This window comes from Citrobacter sp. S46_ASV_140, assembly GCF_018919545.1.
GTDB classification, from domain to species: domain Bacteria; phylum Pseudomonadota; class Gammaproteobacteria; order Enterobacterales; family Enterobacteriaceae; genus Citrobacter; species Citrobacter braakii.
Genome location: NZ_JAHLRC010000046.1, coordinates 1 through 17,127 on the forward strand (window position 1 = coordinate 1; position 17,127 = coordinate 17,127).

Below are 17,127 nucleotides of genomic sequence, written 5' to 3' on the forward strand. Positions count from 1 at the left end.
CTCTGTTCTCCTACCGTGGTCTGTTCTGGCATCGCCCAATCCTTGCGGCGGTGATGACGGTGATGATGCTGTCTCTGGCGGGTATTCCGATGACGCTGGGCTTTATCGGTAAGTTCTACGTACTGGCGGTGGGTGTGCAGGCTAATCTGTGGTGGCTGGTTGCCGCTGTGGTGGTGGGTTCCGCGATTGGTTTGTACTACTACCTGCGCGTTGCCGTGAGCCTGTATCTGAGCGCACCGCAGCAGTTGAATCGCGATGCGCCGTCCAACTGGCAGTACAGCGCGGGCGGTATTGTGGTGCTGATTTCTGCCCTGCTGGTACTGGTGCTGGGTATCTACCCGCAACCGTTGATCAGCATCGTGCAGTTAGCGGCTCCGCTGATGTAATTCATCATGCTGTGATCGAAAAAGAGTCTGGACAATGTCCAGACTCTTTTTTTTACCTGTCTATACTCATCATACTTCAAGTTGCTGGGGCGTCAGGCCGAAAGTTGACGGCTCACCAGCGGGCCGCTGATGCCTTTCGCTGTGCGATCCATCACTTCCTGAATTACTGAAGACAGCTCATTGACTTCGAATTTGGCCACGTAACCATCTGCTTTCACTCGGCGTACGTGATCTTCATTGGCGCTACCGGAAAGTGAGGAGTGGATAACGACCGGGATCTTCTTCAGGCGTTCGTCGGTTTTTATCTTACGGGTAAGCGTAAAACCGTCCATCTCCGGCATTTCCAGATCGGTGAGCACCAGCGCAATCTTCTCGCTGATTGGTTTACCTTCCGCTTCTGCTTCTTCAGATAGCTGTTGTATCTTTTCCCATGCATCCTGGCCCGTCACATGCATCAAGTGTGGGATCTCCATGGCGTTAAGCCCTTTTTCCAGCATCGCGCGAGCCACTTTGGAATCATCAGCCACAATCGCCACCGCACCCGGCGTAATGTTGAACTTATTGGTTTTCAGCTCTGTTGCGCGCAGGTCGTGGTTCGACGGTACAATATCGTACAGGATCTGTTCGACATCGAGCACCAGCGCCAGATTGTTAGTCTCTTTGTTGTCGTCCAGACAGGCGATACTGGTAATGTAGCGACCATTGACGGCTTTCTCGGCGGTATGCACCTGTTGCCAGTCCAGACGCATAATGTTTTCTACCGACTCCACCGCAAACGCCTGAACGCTGCGGGCATATTCCGTGATCAACAGGATGTTGAGTCCGGTCTCTGGCTTACAGCCCGCGACGGCAGGCAGATCAATCACCGGGATCACCTGATCGCGAATGTTAACCATACCCAGCAACGGGGCTTTCATACCTGCGGGACGCGTAAAGGTCGGCATCGGTACGATTTCACGCAGTTTGAATACGTTGATGCCAAACAGTTCTGATTTCTGCTCCTCGACGGATTTGCCAAGGCGAAACAGCAGCAGTTCAAAACGGTTAGACAGGGTTAGGTTTGTCCTGTCATCAATATCTTTCTGGAAATTGTTCATCCTGTCCTCAGTGTGAAAGCCAGCCTTTCCACTGTTATCGGCACTGAGGCGGAAAAATGGAGCATTAAACGGTGAAAATGGCGAAATCGTGAGCCAGTTCAGTGTCTGGAAATATCGCTTTGCACTCTTCGAGTAACCGCTGACAGCCTTTTTCATCGTAGCGTGAGCTAACGTGGGTCATGATCAGGCGTCCCACTCCGGCCTCAAGCGCCAACTGGGCGGCTTGTCGGGTCGAGCTGTGACCGCGGCTGTTGGCTTTTTCCTCCATTGAGGAGTCCAGTGTGGTTTCATGTACCATCACATCCACACCGCGTGCCAGTTCAATGGCTGACGCGCAAGGTCCTGTGTCGCCGAAAATAGCCACAGATTTTCCTCTGGTGGCAGGGCCGAGAAAATCGGCGCCGTTAATCGCTCGACCATCCTCCAGCACGATGGTTTTCCCGGCTTTCAAATCCTGGAACCACGGGCCCGCTTTAACACCAGCCGCCTTCAAGGCGCTGGCGTCAAGTGCCCCCGGTTTGTCGTGCTCTTCAACACGAAAACCGTAGCACTCCAGCGGATGCTCCAGCGGGTACGCCGTTACTTTACGCAGGCCGTCATCGACAATTTCACCCGCGGTGATTTCGACAATATCCAGCGGATAATCGGTCCAGGAGCCGCTCAAACGCAAAGCCGTTTCGGTAAACTCTCGCAATCCCTTTGGTCCGTAAAGCGTCAGTGGCTGGACGTTCCCGGCCATTGAGCGACTGCACAGCAGCCCCGGTAAACCAAACAGGTGATCGCCGTGTAGATGGCTGATAAAAATACGCTCGAGTTTTCCAGGGTTAAATGGCGTGGTCAGCATCTGATGCTGCGTTCCTTCACCACAATCGAAAAGCCACAGCCCCGCCTGAGTCGGGTGTTGCAGATTCAGTAAAATTGCCGTTACATTGCGTGAGCGCGTGGGGACTCCCGCAGACGTGCCTAAAAATAGTAATTCCATCTTCGCGTTACACTTTTCGCCATCAATAAGGCAGGGTGTTCAGGTTATCACAACAAAGGGGCAGACTATGATTCACTGGCAAGATCTCCACCATGCAAAGCTCAATACACAGCAGCTGTACGCCATTCTTGAGCTTCGCTGTGCGGTATTTGTTGTTGAGCAACGGTGTCCGTATCAGGATGTGGATGGTGATGACCTGAGTGGTGAAAACCGGCACATTCTGGGTTGGCATAACGATGAACTGGTGGCGTATGCGAGGATTCTGAAAAGCGATGATGAGCTTGAGCCGGTCGTCATTGGGCGGGTGATTGTAAGCGAAGCGCTGCGGGGTGAAAAATTGGGGCAACAGCTAATGACTCAGACGTTGGCCTCCTGTACGCAGCATTGGCCGCACAAGGCGCTGTATCTGGGGGCGCAGGCACATTTGCAATCATTCTATGCGCGCTTTGGCTTTGTGCCGGTCACGGATATCTATGACGAAGACGGTATTCCACACGTCGGAATGGCGCGGGAAGCACATCAGGCGTAAACAGGCGCAAACACGCCTGATTGTCTATAGTTAGCGGGTACGTCAATAGAAAGGGAGAATAAAATGTCTTTTCATTCTTATGAATCACGTATCGATGACGATCTGGAATTATTGAGTGAAACGCTGGAGGAGGTGCTGCGTTCTTCCGGCGATCCAGCCGATCAAAAATACCTTGAGTTAAAAGCGCGGGCAGAGCGGGCGTTAGAAGAGGTGAGAAATCGCGTCAGCCATGCCTCTGACAGCTACTATTACCGCGCGAAGAAAGCCGTTTGCCGGGCGGATGATTATGTGCATGAAAAACCCTGGCGCGGAATCGGCGTTGGTGCCACGGTCGGTTTAGTGATGGGATTATTGTTAGCACGGCGATAAATTCCATTCCGTCAGCGCATTTGTACGTACTCCCTAACTGGGGGTACTGCTTTTTCTGCTCAGTACCCCGTATAATGTGAGGTTTTTAACAGGGAGAGGTCCGCGTGCATTCAATCACTACTGCGCTGGAAAGTCTGATGCGTCATTTGTCGCAAGAGATACCAGCAGCACCTGGAATTCGTATTTACGATATCCCTTTCCCACTGAATGATGCGTTTGACGCTTTAGGATGGCTGGCCAGTCAACCTGTCTGGCCCCAGTTTTACTGGCAACAGCGTAATGGCGATGAAGAAGCCGCCGTACTGGGCGCTGTTGCCACATTTTCCTCGCTCGAATTAGCCCAGCATTTTTTACACCAGCATGATGATAATCCTGACCTGCGTATCTGGGGCCTGAATGCCTTTGAGCCTCAGCGCGGCCATTTGTTATTGCCACGGCTGGAGTGGCGACGTTGCGCCGGGGTGGCGAGCTTACGCTTACATCTCTATAGCGACGTGTCGCTGCGTGAAGACGCCGCGCAGGCGGTGGTGTTTATCTCATCGCTCGCTAACGTAAAGCCGCTGCCCGCATTGCGTCTGCGTTTGACGGGAGAACAGAACTGGCCGGATAAAACTGGCTGGATAGACCTGATAAAGCTCGCCACGCAAACGATCAATGGGGGACAGCTCGATAAGGTCGTGCTGGCGCGGGCGACCGATTTACAGTTTTCCCAGTCGGTTAACGCCGCGGCCGTGATGGCTTCCAGTCGTCGTCTAAACCTGAACTGCTACCATTTCTTTATGGCGTTCTCCGCAAAGTGTGCGTTTCTTGGTTCTTCCCCTGAACGTTTGTATCGGCGGCGTGACACGGCGCTGCGCACCGAGGCGCTGGCGGGAACCGTTGCCAACCACCCTGAGGATCATCGGGCCTGGCAGTTGGGGGAATGGCTAATGAAAGATGATAAAAACCAGCGCGAGAATATGCTGGTGGTCGAAGATATTTGCCAGCGTCTGCAAGGCTGTACGCAAACTCTTGATGTGCTGCCGCCGCAGGTGCTTAGACTGCGCAAAGTGCAGCACCTGCGCCGCTGTATCTGGACGGAACTGAATCAGGCTGATGATACGCTTTGTCTGATGCAGCTCCAGCCCACGGCGGCAGTCGCAGGTATTCCGCGTGAGCTGGCGCGTGAATTTATCCAACATAATGAACCGTTTGAACGCGAGTGGTATGCCGGTTCTGCGGGTTACCTTTCTCTGCGCCAAAGCGAGTTTTGCGTGTCATTACGATCGGCGAAAATTAGTGAAAACGTGGTACGCCTGTATGCCGGGGCAGGGATCGTGCGTGGTTCAGATCCTGAACAGGAATGGCAAGAAATAGACAATAAAGCGGCAGGACTGCGCACTTTATTACAGATGGAAGGGTAATGAGTTGTATATTACCGACTCATATCAAAAATCCATTTATTCGATTCTTTATACTGTGTCGCAATATTGATACCGGACAATCTCATGTCAGTAAGCGCATTTAACCGACGCTGGGCGGCGGTCATTCTGGAAGCACTCACTCGCCACGGCGTCAGGCATGTCTGCATTGCCCCTGGCTCTCGTTCTACACCGTTGACTCTGGCGGCTGCGGAAAACCCCGCTTTTATTCACCATACTCATTTTGATGAGCGTGGCCTTGGGCATCTGGCCTTAGGTCTGGCAAAAGTCAGCCGGCAGCCTGTCGCTGTGATTGTGACGTCCGGTACGGCGGTGGCAAATTTGTATCCCGCGTTGATTGAAGCGGGCCTGACCGGTGAAAAGCTGATTCTACTCACGGCTGACAGACCTCCTGAGCTTATCGACTGCGGCGCTAACCAGGCGATTCGTCAGGCCGGAATGTTTGCCTCGCATCCATCGCAAACGCTCTCTTTACCGCGCCCGACTCAGAACATTCCGGCTAGTTGGCTGGTATCCACCATTGATAACGCCTTAGCTGCGCTGCATAGCGGGGCGGTTCATATCAATTGCCCATTTGCAGAACCGCTGTATGGCGACATGGACGAAACGGGGATTGACTGGCAGCAGCGCCTTGGCGACTGGTGGCAGGATGATAAACCCTGGCTGCGTGAGTCGCGTCGGCTGGAAAGCGACAAACAGCGTGACTGGTTTTTCTGGCGACAAAAACGCGGCATTGTTGTTGCAGGCCGCATGAGCGCGGAAGAGGGCAAAAAGGTTGCGCAGTGGGCGCAGATGCTAGGCTGGCCGCTGATTGGCGATGTTCTGTCACAAACCGGACAACCTTTGCCGTGCGCCGACCTGTGGCTGGGGAATGCGAAAGCGGTCACTGAATTACAGCAGGCGCAGATTGTGGTGCAGCTTGGCAGTAGCCTGACCGGAAAACGGCTCCTGCAATGGCAGGCCAGCTGTGATCCGCAGGAATACTGGATTGTCGATAATATCGAAGGCCGCCTCGATCCGGCTCACCATCGTGGGCGCAGACTGGTAGCGACGGTTGGCGACTGGCTGGAGTTGCATCCGGCGGAGAAACGTCAGCCCTGGTGCGTGGAGATCCCACGCCTGGCGCAACTGGCCTGGCAGGCGGTAGAAGCCCGTCGCGACGCGTTTGGTGAAGCGCAATTAGCCCACCGTATCCGCGAATACTTGCCGGAGCAGGGACAACTGTTCGTGGGCAACAGTCTGGTGGTGCGCCTGATTGATGCGCTATCGCAGCTTCCGGCGGGTTACCCGGTCTATAGCAACCGTGGCGCGAGCGGCATTGACGGCCTGCTGTCAACGGCAGCAGGCGTACAGCGTGCCAGCGCGAAATCGACGCTGGCTATCGTCGGCGATTTATCTGCGCTGTATGACCTCAATGCGCTGGCGTTATTGCGCCAGGTTTCCGCGCCGTTTGTCCTGATAGTGGTCAATAATAACGGCGGGCAAATTTTTTCCCTGTTGCCGACGCCAGCAAGCGAACGCGAACGGTTCTACCTGATGCCGCAGAACGTGCATTTTGAGCATGCTGCCGCCATGTTTAACCTTAAATACCAGCGCCCGGAAAACTGGGAGCAACTGGAGAGCGCGCTGACTAACGCCTGGCGTACTCCAGCGGCAACGGTGATTGAGCTGGTGGTAAACGAAACTGATGGGGCGCAAACCCTGCAGCAACTGCTGGCGCAGGTAAGCCATCTATGATCCTGCACGCGCAGGCGAAAGTGGGCCAGACGGGATTTCCCTGGCTGGTTTTCCTGCACGGTTTTTCCGGTGATTGTCGGGAGTGGCAGAGGGTTGGCGAAGCGTTTAAGAATTATTCGCGGCTGTATATCGACCTGCCGGGACACGGTGGCTCCGCTGACATCAGCGTGAGCGGATTCGACGACGTAAGCGCTTTGCTGCGTAACACACTGCTTAGTTACAACATACTTAAATACTGGTTGGTAGGTTACTCTCTTGGCGGCAGAGTCGCGATGATGGCGGCTTGTCAGGAGATGCCAGGACTGTGCGGTCTGGTGGTTGAAGGTGGACATCCAGGCTTGCAAAGTGAGGAGGCGCGCGTTCAGCGTCGCCTCTCTGATGGTCGCTGGGCTGCGCGTTTTCGCGCTGAGCCGTTGTGCGAGGTGTTTATTGACTGGTATCAACAGCCGGTTTTTTCCTCGCTGAATGCGGCGCAAAGAGAAGCGCTGGTCGCACTGCGTAGCCAGAATAACGGGCATACGCTGGCAGCGATGCTGGAGGCCACCTCGCTAGCCGTACAACCTGATTTACGTGCGCAACTCACTACGCGCACATTTCCGTTTTATTATTTATGTGGTGAACGTGACGATAAATTCCGCGCTCTGGCGGCGGAAATATCCGTACCAAGCCATGTGATTCGTAATGCCGGACACAACGCGCATCGGGACAATCCCGCTGGCGTGGTGGACTGTCTGGCTCAGATTCTGCATCGCTGACTATAGGACATTTTATGATCTATCCTGATGAAACAATGCTTTACGCACCGGTAGAATGGCACGATTGCTCTGAAGGCTACACCGACATTCTCTACGAGAAATCCACCGACGGTATCGCAAAAATCACCATTAATCGTCCGCAGGTACGCAATGCCTTCCGTCCGGTCACCGTGAAAGAGATGATCCAGGCGCTGGCGGATGCTCGCTATGATGACAACATTGGCGTGATTATTCTGACCGGTGCTGGCGACAAAGCGTTCTGCGCGGGTGGCGATCAGAAAGTGCGCGGTGACTACGGCGGATACCAGGATGATTCCGGTGTGCATCACCTGAACGTACTGGACTTCCAGCGCCAGATTCGTACCTGTCCGAAGCCGGTAGTGGCGATGGTTGCAGGCTTTTCCATCGGCGGCGGCCATGTGCTGCACATGATGTGTGACCTGACCATTGCGGCTGAAAACGCCATCTTCGGCCAGACCGGTCCGAAAGTCGGTTCCTTCGATGGCGGCTGGGGTGCCTCTTACATGGCGCGTATTGTCGGTCAGAAAAAAGCGCGTGAAATCTGGTTCCTGTGCCGTCAGTACGATGCGAAGCAAGCGCTGGATATGGGCCTGGTAAACACCGTGGTTCCGCTGGCCGATCTGGAAAAAGAGACCGTACGCTGGTGTCGTGAAATGCTGCAAAACAGCCCGATGGCGTTGCGCTGCCTGAAAGCTGCACTGAACGCCGACTGCGATGGTCAGGCTGGTCTGCAAGAGCTGGCGGGTAACGCCACTATGCTGTTCTACATGACGGAAGAAGGTCAGGAAGGCCGTAACGCCTTTAACCAGAAACGTCAGCCGGATTTCAGCAAATTTAAACGGAATCCGTAATGCGTAGCGCGCAGGTATACCGCTGGCAGATCCCCATGGACGCGGGGGTGATTCTGCGCGACAGGCGGTTAAAAACGCGTGACGGGCTGTACGTTCGCCTTTGTGACGGCGAGCGCGAAGGGTGGGGAGAGATCTCCCCGCTGCCGGGCTTCAGTCAGGAGAGCTGGGAAGAGGCGCAAACCGAGCTGCTGGCCTGGGTCAACGGCTGGCTACAGGGGGATTCTTCCTTACCGCAGCTGCCTTCGGTCGCCTTTGGCACAAGCTGCGCGCTGGCCGAACTGGCTGGCGTATTGCCAGAGGACGCAGACTACCGTGCTGCGCCGCTGTGTACGGGCGATCCTGATGATCTGGTACTGCAACTGGCGGACATGCCGGGTGAAAAAGTAGCGAAGATCAAGGTCGGACTGTATGAAGCGGTTCGTGACGGTATGGTCGCCAACCTGCTGCTTGAGGCTATCCCGGAGCTGCATTTGCGACTTGACGCCAACCGAGCCTGGACGCCGTTGAAAGCCCAGCAGTTCGCGAAGTACGTTAATCCAGAGTACCGCGGGCGCATCGCTTTTCTCGAAGAACCATGCAAAACCCGCGATGACTCTCGTGCTTTTGCGCGTGAAACCGGCATTGCCATTGCCTGGGATGAAAGTCTGCGTGAAGCGGATTTCCTCTTCGAAGCCGAAGAGGGTGTCAAGGCAGTGGTTATCAAACCTACGCTGACGGGCAGTCTCGAAAAAGTGCGCGAACAGGTGGCAGCGGCGCATGCGCTTGGTCTCACCGCTGTTATTAGTTCGTCGATCGAGTCGAGCCTGGGCTTAACCCAACTGGCGCGGATTGCCGCCTGGCTGACGCCGCAGACCATTCCGGGGCTGGATACCTTGAGCCTGATGCAGTGCCAGCAGGTACGCACCTGGCCGGGTAGCGCATTGCCGTGTATCGATGTTGATGCGCTGGAACGCCTGCTATGACCCAGCGGGAAATGCCCGATAGCGTAAGCATATCGGGCCTGGTACAACCCGATGACTGGCCGTGGCATCACTGGCGACAGGTTCGTGCAGAGGTGCCTGCTCTACGCCTCAACGATGAAGTATTAAGCTGGAGCGAGCTCTGCACGCGCGTTGACCATCTGGCCAGCGGTTTTGCCGCTCAGGGCGTGGAAGAGGGCGATGGCGTCCTGCTTCGCGCCTGGAATCATCCGCGTGCTTTGCTGGCCTGGCTGGCATTGCTGCAATGTGGGGCGCGGGTTTTACCTGTGAACCCACAACTGCCTCAATCGCTGCTTGACGCGCTGGTCCCGGGCTTAACGCTGCGTTTTGCGCTGGATCTTGAGGCAGCTAATGTTCTCGCGGGACTCCATCCGTTGCAGATGCAGGCAGTACCAGGCAAGCATGCCGCCGCGTGGTTACCCCAGCGTTTGAGCACGATGACGTTAACCTCAGGTTCTACCGGATTGCCAAAGGCGGCGGTGCATACCTGTCAGGCTCATCTGGCAAGCGCGCAGGGCGTGCTGTCATTAATGCCGTTTGACGCTGAAGATGACTGGCTGCTCTCGCTGCCGCTGTTTCATGTTTCCGGCCAGGGTATTTTGTGGCGTTGGTTGTTTGCCGGGGCACGAATGACCGTGCGCGACAAGCAACCATTGGAGCAAATGCTGGCTGGATGCACTCATGCTTCGCTGGTGCCCACGCAGCTGTGGCGCCTGCTGGTCAACAAAACGGCGGTAACGCTCAAAGCAGTGCTCTTGGGTGGCGCGGCAATTCCTGTTGAATTGACGGAACAGGCGCGCGAGCAAAGGATTCGCTGCTGGTGCGGTTACGGTTTAACGGAGTTTGCTTCTACGGTCTGTGCGAAAGAAGCGGATGGCCTGGCGGATGTGGGGTCGCCCCTGGCAGGCAGAGAAGTCAGAATCGTTGGTGGTGAAGTCTGGCTGCGTGCCGCCAGCATGGCACAAGGTTACTGGCGTAACGGGCAGCTGATTCCTTTAGTAAACGCGGAAGGCTGGTTTGCCACCCGCGATCGCGGGGTGTTGAAGGACGGCAAGTTAACCATTGTCGGTCGGATGGACAATCTGTTCTTTAGCGGCGGGGAAGGCATACAGCCGGAAGAGGTGGAACGCGTGATTGCTGCGCATCCGCATGTTCTGCAAGCCTTCATTGTGCCGATAGAAGACAAAGAGTTTGGTCATCGCCCGGTGGCGGTCGTTGAGTATGACACCAATGCGGGTGACACCAATCTGGCAGAGTGGGTGAAAGATAAGCTGGCCCGCTTTCAGCAACCGGTATGCTGGCTGACATTGCCACCCGAACTAAAATCCGGAGGGATTAAAATCTCTCGTCGTGCGCTGTCAGATTGGGTAAGTGCTTCATTCTTAAAATTAAGCAAACAGTAATTACATTTCTCACTTTCGCTATTGAGTCGCTATTGTCATTTTGTTTATCTGCTAATGTGTAACCTGTTGTGAAATTTTTTAACAAAAGGTGCGCTATGGAATGGCATGTGAAGAAGTCTTGCTGTCACAAAAAAGCAGGCAGGCTCTATATCGTACTTTGTGATGGCGGCGGTTCGCTAAAGATGCTGGCTGAGGCGCACTCTTCCGAGTGGGTTAAGCCCGGAGACCTCCTTTCACCGCTGAAAGATGCACTGTATTGCATTAATCGCGATACCTCACGGTTAATCAAAATAATTGATGCCAGGCAGTACACGTGTGAGGAATGGGAACGCCTGTTACGACTGTCTGAAGATAAATAATCTCAGGGTTGGCGCTGGTGTGAAGGTAAAAAAATCGTCAGTAGCCCTGCCATGATGCACAGCACTCCGGCGAGCGCTTTCGCTGAAAATATTCCCTGCCAGCCGGGCAGGATCATTGATGCAACCCACACCAGTACATAGCTCAGGCTGAGCAGGGCATACGCTTTGCTCAGCGCGAGCTGGTGCAGCGCTTTATGCCAGCAAATCACCGACAGTAAATACCCTGCCAGTCCGGCATACAAAGCAAATGCGCCGACGCTAAGAGAGAATACGGCGGAAATGAATTGCTGCGGCTGCAGCATTGGCGGCAGATTATCCATCGCAAAGCCAAGACTCAACTGGGCGGCTGAAGTGATAATAACGCTGCATAATCCCCAAAAGATGCCCATTACACCGCGCTCCCAAGAATAAAGATGCCGGTGATGATTAACCCCACTCCCAGCCAGTGGCGCGGGGTGACGGGTTCGCGCCAGATTTTCCAGGCAGCCAGAGTCACCCATACAAAATTAAGACTCAGCATGGGGTAGGCGATGCCGACCGGAATGTTCTGCAGCACCGCCAGCCATAGCAGCATGGCCAGACCGAGACTTGCCAGAGCAAGCCCAATCCATAGCGTAATGTGGCGTTTTCGCGCTCGAACGGGAACGGGTCGCGACGCCTGCTTCTGACATAACTGACCGCAGACGCTGAGCAGGCTGGCGAGAACTAAGGCTACCCAGATCATTTCGGCCGATACTGAATCAGGACCAGACGCCCCTGATTATCGATATAGTCAGCGGGAGGGATAGCAAGTCGATTAATATCTTCATCCTTATCGACTGAAAGCACGAGCGTAATGTTTCCTTGCTGACGATGTTGCGCTAACCACTCGGCAAAGTTCCCCCGCCCGACAAAACGCCCCTGGGCATCCGGGTAGTTAAGGCCATATTTTAACTCGCCCGTTTGTCCGTACATTATGATGTCGTCACGCTTCAGGCTCCAGGCCAGCCCCGCGGCGACGCCAACGCTGTCGGTGAGAATATAACGGCTCGACTCCAGCGACTCTTTGGTCATCTCGACAAAAAATTGTGGCTGTTTAGATTCCATCACCCGGTCAGGAATGGAGAAGCCAAACAACAGTGCCAGGCCTAATGGACACAGCGCTGCGAACGTCCAGTTCTTCTCGCGGTTATTTAGCGTATACCAGCCAAAGAGCGTCCAGATGATAAAAATGCCCCACGCACAAAACACCTTATAGGTTTCGATATGCGACCAGACCGGCGTCTTTAATGGACCCAGTGTAGAAACAATAAACGTGGCGACAATGCCGGTTACACCGAACAGAACGTTGATCCAGCCATTCACGCGCAGCGCGGTTGCACCTTTTTGCGCGGCCTGCTGGCCGAAACGCGCCGTCAATATTGCCAGCGGTGCGAAGCAGGAAAGAATATAGGTCGGCAGTTTTCCTTTCGCGATGCTGAAAAACAGGATTGGCATGATAATCCAGCTTAACAGGTACAGTGCGCTGCGCGGAACATCCCGTTCACGCCAGCCCGTACGCAGCGCGCCGGGGAGCAGCCCGAGCCACGGTAATGCGCCAGCCACCAATACCGGAATATAGTACCAGACGGGGGCCTTATGTTGGGCATCCTCCTGCGCGAAGCGTTGAATATGTTCGACCCAGAAGAAGTAATGCCAGAAATCCGGCTCACGCCGGGCAATCGCTATTCCCCAAGGCAGCACAGTCACGATGCAACCGACTACTGCCAGCAGACCGTAGATAATGAGATCTTTCCAGCGCTTTTGTACGAAAACCCACGGCAGTACGCTGAGTACAGGAACGGCGAGTGCCAGGAAACCCTTGGTCATCACGCCCATGCCGCAGGTTAACCCTAACAGCAGAAAGGCGGTAATTTTGCGCGTTCTGCTGGTGGCTTGCATCCCCTCCCAAAAGCAGCACATGCCCGCCATTAGCCAGAGCGCAATGATGGGATCAAGTACCGCATAGGTGCCGATGCTGTAAACCGAAAAAAACGTTAAAAAGATAACCGAAGAGAGTACGGCGGTGCGCTTATCCCGCCACAACCGCATGGCAAGCCAGGCTACCATTAGCGCCGTCAGCAAAGTGGCAAAGATGGCTCCTGCTCTGACGCCGAAATTATTGGCGCCAAACAGCCATTGCCCGATGCTGTTTAACCAGTATCCGGCAATCGGTTTTTCAAAATACCGCAGCCCTAAAAAGTGCGGAACGATCCCGTCGCCAGAGGTCAGCATTTCCCGACTGATTTCGGCATAGCGCGTTTCATCAGGTTGCCACAGCAGGCGACTGTTGATGGGGAGAATAAAATACAGCGCAATAAAAGCGATAAATGCCAGGGTGTAGCGGACAGTAAGTTTCATCTTGTCACACTCACCGGTTGTTGGCGGCCGACCCATCCCTCTCTGCCGGGTATTTTGCCACGCACGATCTGCCCTGTTGGCAGCGAACTAACATCGTCCGGTAACAGGTCGCCGAGCGGGCAAAATGTTATCCCCATGTCTGCGGCGCGAGTAAGCAGCTCGTCAAAATTCTGCTGAAAGGCGATGCCTTCAACTTCCGCATGAATGGTATACACCGGTGTTCCTCTGCTCATCTGGATGTGGGAGAGAATGTAAGCGTTGAAGTCCACCGCCTGGACTTCCTGACCAACCACTTCATCCCAGGTGGGTAGCGTGACGGGAATTTGCGGCGTACCTGTTTTCCCGGATGTCAGCACCGGACGGAATAACGACGTTCCCCGACAGTCGCTGTTATAACGCAGATGGAACGTTTCTTTGGCGTGGACGACGCGATCGTCGGCACGCCATCCGGCAACAGCAGAACAAGTGACGGGTTGTCCGATAAGAGTTTCAAGGGCCGTGATGCCTCGTGAAATATCATCAATCAGCTGTTTGTCATTCCAGTTTCCGCTTCGCGCCTGCCAGGCATGGTGATCCCAGGCATGCAAACCGGTTTCATGAATCAGGGCGGTTTGCGCAATGATCGCCGCGTTGGCCAGGCCGATCTCTTTTCCCGGCCAGGCGGTTCCCGCCAGCAATATATCCCATCCGTAAAGTGATGCGGCGTTTGAGCGCAGCATCTTCCACAGAAATTGTGGTTTCACAAGACGCCAGAGATGGCGTCCCATGTTGTCCGGTCCAACGCTAAAGAAAAAACTTGCCCGCACGTTATGTCGGTTCAATGTCTCCAGCAGACGGGGTACGCCTTCGCGCGTCCCCCTGAAAGTATCGACATCTATGCGCAAGCCGACTTGGGTCATGATGTGTGTTCCGTGATATTCACACTGCGTAAGAAGAAGTCCAGCGTCTCTTCTACTGTTTCCTGCATCTCAATGGTGGGCTCCCAGTTCAGGCAGCGTTTCGCATTGCGGATGTTGGGCTTACGATGTTCAACGTCTTGATAACCTTTACCATAGTAGCTGCTGCTTTCGACGTCACGGAAACCGGCAAACGGCGGGAAGTGGTTACGCAATGGATGTTTTTCAAAGCAGGTAAGCAGCATTTCTGCCAGTTCCTGAATACTCGCTTCGTTCTGCGGATTACCGATGTTGATAATCTCACCGTCGCAGCGCCCGCCTTCGTTTTCAATGATGCGGTACAGGGCTTCGATACCATCCCGAATGTCGGTAAAGCAGCGTTTTTGCTTGCCGCCTTCAATCAGCTTAATCGGTGAACCCTCCACCAGATTGAGGATCAGTTGGGTAATGGCGCGTGAGCTGCCGATACGCGCGGCGTTAAGGCTGTCCAGACGCGGTCCCATCCAGTTAAATGGCCGGAACAGGGTGAAACGCAATCCCTCTTTTTCGCCGTACGCCCAGATTACGCGGTCCAACAACTGCTTGGAAACGGAGTAGATCCAGCGTGGTTTATTCACCGGACCGACGATCAGATTCGAGCTGTCCTCATCGAAGACTTTGTCGGTACACATGCCGTAGACTTCGGACGTTGACGGGAAAATGATGCGCTTACGGTATTTCACGCAGTAGCGAATGATTTTCAGGTTCTCTTCAAAATCGAGCTCAAATACGCGCAGCGGGTTGCGGGTATATTCGATTGGCGTTGCGATCGCCACCAGCGGCAGCACGACGTCGCATTTTTTAACATGGTATTCAATCCATTCGGAGTGAATGCTGATGTCGCCTTCGACGAAGTGGAATCGTGGATGCAGCAGAAAACGTCCAATGGCGTCACTGCCAATATCGAGCCCATACACTTCGTAATGATCTTCTTGCAGCAGACGTTCGGTCAGATGGTTACCAATGAAGCCATTAACGCCGAGGATCAGCACGCGTGTACGACGTTTAGTGGTGGTAACTGATTGACTGTTCAGGCGGGAGCCTGGAACCAGGCCCAGAACCTGCGCCAGTTGCGACCCTTGCATTGCAATACCATCGCCAGCTTGTCCGGTAATAATTTCCAGGGCGCCATCGCCACAGGCGATCAGCAAAGGAGAAACGGAGATGACGGTACCCGGTTGGGCCGCTGAGTTATTTACGCAAACGCGCGATGACCAGACGGTGAACTTTTGTGTGCCGACATAGCTATATGCGCCCGGCCACGGATCGCTAACGGCGCGGACCTGGTTATGCAACTCCGCGGCAGGTGTGTTCCAGTCGAGGAAGCTATCTTCCGGTGTACGGCGACCAAAACAGGGAGCATCTGCTTCCTGTTGGGGGCGTTCTGCATAATCCCCGGTTTTAATCGCGGGCAGTGCCTGTTCCAGCAGGTGACGCGCAGCCTGGCACAATTTATGGTGCAGCGTTAACGCCACGTCATCCGGCGAAATAGCGACGCGCTGCTGGGCAATAATGGCGCCAGCATCCGCGCGTTTGACCATGCGGTGAAGCGTGACGCCGGTTTCGGTTTCGCCATTGACCAATACCCAGTTCAGCGGCGCGCGACCACGGTATTTCGGCAGCAACGAACCATGCAGATTAAAAGCCCCCGCAGGCGCAAGACTGAGGATCTCATCGCTCAGTAAATGACGATAGTAGAACGAGAAGATAACATCCGGCGCCAGTTGGCTAATGCGTTCAATCCACAAGGGATGATTGACCTCGTCCGGGGCGTAAACCGGAATTCCGGCGCTGGCGGCAAGGCGGGAAACCGATCCAAAAAATGCTTTTTCGCCCGGATTATCGGTGTGCGTGAAAATGGCAGCGATTTCATAACCTGCATCCAACAAAGCCTGGACACCCTGACATCCCATATCGTGATAGGCAAATACGATGGCTTTCATGCGCGGTTTTCCTCGGTTGGCTGCGTGGTTTGTGGGCGGATAACGTGTTGAACAAAATAGCGGGGGCGGGCGCGGACATCGTTATAGATGCGACCGATATATTCGCCGAGTAAACCCATGCCAATAAACTGTGCGCCGATAAAGGTAAACAGGACGGCAAACAGCATGAATACCCCTTCCGCGGCCCACTGTGGACCGAGCGTCAGACGCAGAACCACAAGCAGGATAGACAAGGTAAAGCCAGTGGCGGCGATTACGCTACCCAACAGGCTCAACATACGAAGTGGCGTTGTGGTCAGACAGGTCACCAGGTCATACATCAGGTTGATCAGACGCATAAAGCTGTATTTGGAGTCACCAAATTCTCGCTCTGCATGGTGTACCGGGATTTCCGTAGCGCGTCGGGCAAAAATGTTGGCCAGAATCGGGATAAAGGTACTGCGCTCCTGGCAATGCAGCATGGCATCGACGATGTGGCGGCGATAAGCGCGTAACATGCAACCGTAGTCGCCCATCGCTTTACCGGTGGTGCGCTGAATCAGATGGTTAATCATTCGCGATGCGGTCTTACGAAATACGCTGTCCTGACGGTTCTGACGTACCGTGCCGACCACATCGAAGCCTTCATCTGCGGTGGCGACCAGCCGTGGGATCTCCTCCGGCGGGTTTTGCAAATCGGCATCCAGTGTGATGATCACGTCGCCGGTGACATGACTGAAACCGGCCATAATCGCCGAGTGTTGCCCGTAATTGCGATTCAATAAAATAGAAACAATGTGGCTGTTCGGTGCCTGGGAAGCATCCATCATCAGCTGTGCGGAATGGTCGTTGCTGCCGTCATCAATTAGCAAAATTTCATAGTCTTTGCCCAATTTTTCGCAGGCAGCGCTGGTACGTCTGATTAACTCTGGCAAGCTTTCCTGTTCATTAAAAACGGGAATGACCACCGAGACTTTTTTGATCGGTGCTGCTTCAAACAT

Annotated in this window: 18 protein-coding genes; 10 read left to right on the plus strand and 8 right to left on the minus strand. The window is 54.5% G+C overall.

Annotated elements, in window-relative coordinates; translation table 11 throughout:
• Positions 1 to 386: proton-conducting transporter membrane subunit (locus tag KQJ19_RS13240; RefSeq protein WP_275972564.1), on the plus strand; the 386-nt coding region annotated here is incomplete at its 5' end.
• 92 nt (positions 387 to 478) lie between these two features.
• Here the strand turns inward: KQJ19_RS13240 and KQJ19_RS13245 are convergent.
• Both KQJ19_RS13245 and rbn read right to left on the minus strand, forming a co-directional pair.
• A complete protein-coding gene (locus tag KQJ19_RS13245) occupies positions 479 to 1,483 on the minus strand; it encodes a chemotaxis protein (protein ID WP_016157041.1) in 1,005 nt (334 codons plus the stop codon).
• 64 nt (positions 1,484 to 1,547) lie between these two features.
• On the minus strand, positions 1,548 to 2,465 hold the full coding sequence (rbn, locus tag KQJ19_RS13250) for a ribonuclease BN (RefSeq protein ID WP_016157040.1): 918 nt from the start codon (positions 2,463 to 2,465) through the stop codon (positions 1,548 to 1,550).
• Between the two features lie 67 nt (positions 2,466 to 2,532).
• Here rbn and KQJ19_RS13255 point away from each other — a divergent pair, with 67 nt between their 5' ends.
• The 9 genes from KQJ19_RS13255 (at position 2,533) to pmrD (ending at position 10,890) form a co-directional block, all read left to right on the plus strand.
• On the plus strand, positions 2,533 to 2,994 hold the full coding sequence (locus KQJ19_RS13255; protein ID WP_016153827.1) for a GNAT family N-acetyltransferase: 462 nt from the start codon (positions 2,533 to 2,535) through the stop codon (positions 2,992 to 2,994).
• Positions 2,995 to 3,057: 63 nt separating this feature from the next.
• Complete coding sequence (gene elaB, locus KQJ19_RS13260) at positions 3,058 to 3,363, plus strand: stress response protein ElaB (protein ID WP_003027683.1); 306 nt, start codon at positions 3,058 to 3,060, stop codon at positions 3,361 to 3,363.
• 104 nt (positions 3,364 to 3,467) lie between these two features.
• Positions 3,468 to 4,766 (plus strand): isochorismate synthase MenF, encoded by a 1,299-nt coding sequence (gene menF / locus KQJ19_RS13265; protein ID WP_216403740.1) that lies wholly within the window; start codon positions 3,468 to 3,470, stop codon positions 4,764 to 4,766.
• Between the two features lie 84 nt (positions 4,767 to 4,850).
• On the plus strand, positions 4,851 to 6,521 hold the full coding sequence (menD, locus tag KQJ19_RS13270) for a 2-succinyl-5-enolpyruvyl-6-hydroxy-3-cyclohexene-1-carboxylic-acid synthase (protein ID WP_216403741.1): 1,671 nt from the start codon (positions 4,851 to 4,853) through the stop codon (positions 6,519 to 6,521).
• Positions 6,518 to 7,276: a 2-succinyl-6-hydroxy-2,4-cyclohexadiene-1-carboxylate synthase gene (menH, locus tag KQJ19_RS13275; RefSeq protein WP_155574476.1), complete on the plus strand. Its 759-nt coding sequence runs from the start codon at positions 6,518 to 6,520 to the stop codon at positions 7,274 to 7,276. Before menD ends, menH begins: the two co-directional genes overlap by 4 nt.
• Before the next feature lie 14 nt (positions 7,277 to 7,290).
• Positions 7,291 to 8,148: a 1,4-dihydroxy-2-naphthoyl-CoA synthase gene (gene menB, locus KQJ19_RS13280; protein WP_003027671.1), complete on the plus strand. Its 858-nt coding sequence runs from the start codon at positions 7,291 to 7,293 to the stop codon at positions 8,146 to 8,148.
• Positions 8,148 to 9,110, plus strand: a complete 963-nt coding sequence (gene menC / locus KQJ19_RS13285; RefSeq protein WP_047500895.1) for an o-succinylbenzoate synthase — start codon at positions 8,148 to 8,150, stop codon at positions 9,108 to 9,110. The genes menB and menC overlap by 1 nt, the downstream gene beginning before the upstream one ends.
• On the plus strand, positions 9,107 to 10,531 hold the full coding sequence (gene menE, locus KQJ19_RS13290; RefSeq protein WP_216403742.1) for an o-succinylbenzoate--CoA ligase: 1,425 nt from the start codon (positions 9,107 to 9,109) through the stop codon (positions 10,529 to 10,531). The genes menC and menE overlap by 4 nt, the downstream gene beginning before the upstream one ends.
• A gap of 95 nt (positions 10,532 to 10,626) precedes the next feature.
• A complete protein-coding gene (pmrD, locus tag KQJ19_RS13295; protein WP_047416297.1) occupies positions 10,627 to 10,890 on the plus strand; it encodes a signal transduction protein PmrD in 264 nt (87 codons plus the stop codon).
• Between the two features lie 2 nt (positions 10,891 to 10,892).
• Here pmrD and arnF read toward each other — a convergent pair whose 3' ends face one another.
• Genes arnF through arnC form a run of 6 tightly spaced genes read right to left on the minus strand, consistent with a single transcriptional unit; the run spans position 10,893 to position 17,127 of the window.
• Positions 10,893 to 11,279: a 4-amino-4-deoxy-L-arabinose-phosphoundecaprenol flippase subunit ArnF gene (gene arnF, locus KQJ19_RS13300; RefSeq protein WP_016153820.1), complete on the minus strand. Its 387-nt coding sequence runs from the start codon at positions 11,277 to 11,279 to the stop codon at positions 10,893 to 10,895.
• On the minus strand, positions 11,279 to 11,614 hold the full coding sequence (gene arnE, locus KQJ19_RS13305; protein WP_216403743.1) for a 4-amino-4-deoxy-L-arabinose-phosphoundecaprenol flippase subunit ArnE: 336 nt from the start codon (positions 11,612 to 11,614) through the stop codon (positions 11,279 to 11,281). Before arnE ends, arnF begins: the two co-directional genes overlap by 1 nt.
• A complete protein-coding gene (arnT, locus tag KQJ19_RS13310) occupies positions 11,611 to 13,269 on the minus strand; it encodes a lipid IV(A) 4-amino-4-deoxy-L-arabinosyltransferase (protein ID WP_216403744.1) in 1,659 nt (552 codons plus the stop codon). The genes arnE and arnT overlap by 4 nt, the downstream gene beginning before the upstream one ends.
• Positions 13,266 to 14,168: a 4-deoxy-4-formamido-L-arabinose-phosphoundecaprenol deformylase gene (gene arnD / locus KQJ19_RS13315; RefSeq protein WP_047359217.1), complete on the minus strand. Its 903-nt coding sequence runs from the start codon at positions 14,166 to 14,168 to the stop codon at positions 13,266 to 13,268. The genes arnT and arnD overlap by 4 nt, the downstream gene beginning before the upstream one ends.
• Positions 14,165 to 16,147, minus strand: a complete 1,983-nt coding sequence (arnA, locus tag KQJ19_RS13320) for a bifunctional UDP-4-amino-4-deoxy-L-arabinose formyltransferase/UDP-glucuronic acid oxidase ArnA (RefSeq protein ID WP_216403745.1) — start codon at positions 16,145 to 16,147, stop codon at positions 14,165 to 14,167. The genes arnD and arnA overlap by 4 nt, the downstream gene beginning before the upstream one ends.
• On the minus strand, positions 16,144 to 17,127 hold the full coding sequence (arnC, locus tag KQJ19_RS13325; protein WP_141895440.1) for an undecaprenyl-phosphate 4-deoxy-4-formamido-L-arabinose transferase: 984 nt from the start codon (positions 17,125 to 17,127) through the stop codon (positions 16,144 to 16,146). The genes arnA and arnC overlap by 4 nt, the downstream gene beginning before the upstream one ends.

Bases quoted from the DNA above. Each gene is read 5' to 3' on its own strand.
- KQJ19_RS13245 (WP_016157041.1), bottom strand. From the start codon at position 1,483: ATGAACAATTTCCAGAAAGATATTGATGACAGGACAAACCTAACCCTG.
- rbn (WP_016157040.1), bottom strand. From the start codon at position 2,465: ATGGAATTACTATTTTTAGGCACGTCTGCGGGAGTCCCCACGCGCTCA.
- KQJ19_RS13255 (WP_016153827.1), top strand. From the start codon at position 2,533: ATGATTCACTGGCAAGATCTCCACCATGCAAAGCTCAATACACAGCAG.
- elaB (WP_003027683.1), top strand. From the start codon at position 3,058: ATGTCTTTTCATTCTTATGAATCACGTATCGATGACGATCTGGAATTA.
- menD (WP_216403741.1), top strand. From the start codon at position 4,851: ATGTCAGTAAGCGCATTTAACCGACGCTGGGCGGCGGTCATTCTGGAA.
- menH (WP_155574476.1), top strand. From the start codon at position 6,518: ATGATCCTGCACGCGCAGGCGAAAGTGGGCCAGACGGGATTTCCCTGG.
- menB (WP_003027671.1), top strand. From the start codon at position 7,291: ATGATCTATCCTGATGAAACAATGCTTTACGCACCGGTAGAATGGCAC.
- menC (WP_047500895.1), top strand. From the start codon at position 8,148: ATGCGTAGCGCGCAGGTATACCGCTGGCAGATCCCCATGGACGCGGGG.
- menE (WP_216403742.1), top strand. From the start codon at position 9,107: ATGACCCAGCGGGAAATGCCCGATAGCGTAAGCATATCGGGCCTGGTA.
- pmrD (WP_047416297.1), top strand. From the start codon at position 10,627: ATGGAATGGCATGTGAAGAAGTCTTGCTGTCACAAAAAAGCAGGCAGG.
- arnF (WP_016153820.1), bottom strand. From the start codon at position 11,279: ATGGGCATCTTTTGGGGATTATGCAGCGTTATTATCACTTCAGCCGCC.
- arnE (WP_216403743.1), bottom strand. From the start codon at position 11,614: ATGATCTGGGTAGCCTTAGTTCTCGCCAGCCTGCTCAGCGTCTGCGGT.
- arnT (WP_216403744.1), bottom strand. From the start codon at position 13,269: ATGAAACTTACTGTCCGCTACACCCTGGCATTTATCGCTTTTATTGCG.
- arnD (WP_047359217.1), bottom strand. From the start codon at position 14,168: ATGACCCAAGTCGGCTTGCGCATAGATGTCGATACTTTCAGGGGGACG.
- arnA (WP_216403745.1), bottom strand. From the start codon at position 16,147: ATGAAAGCCATCGTATTTGCCTATCACGATATGGGATGTCAGGGTGTC.
- arnC (WP_141895440.1), bottom strand. From the start codon at position 17,127: ATGTTTGAAGCAGCACCGATCAAAAAAGTCTCGGTGGTCATTCCCGTT.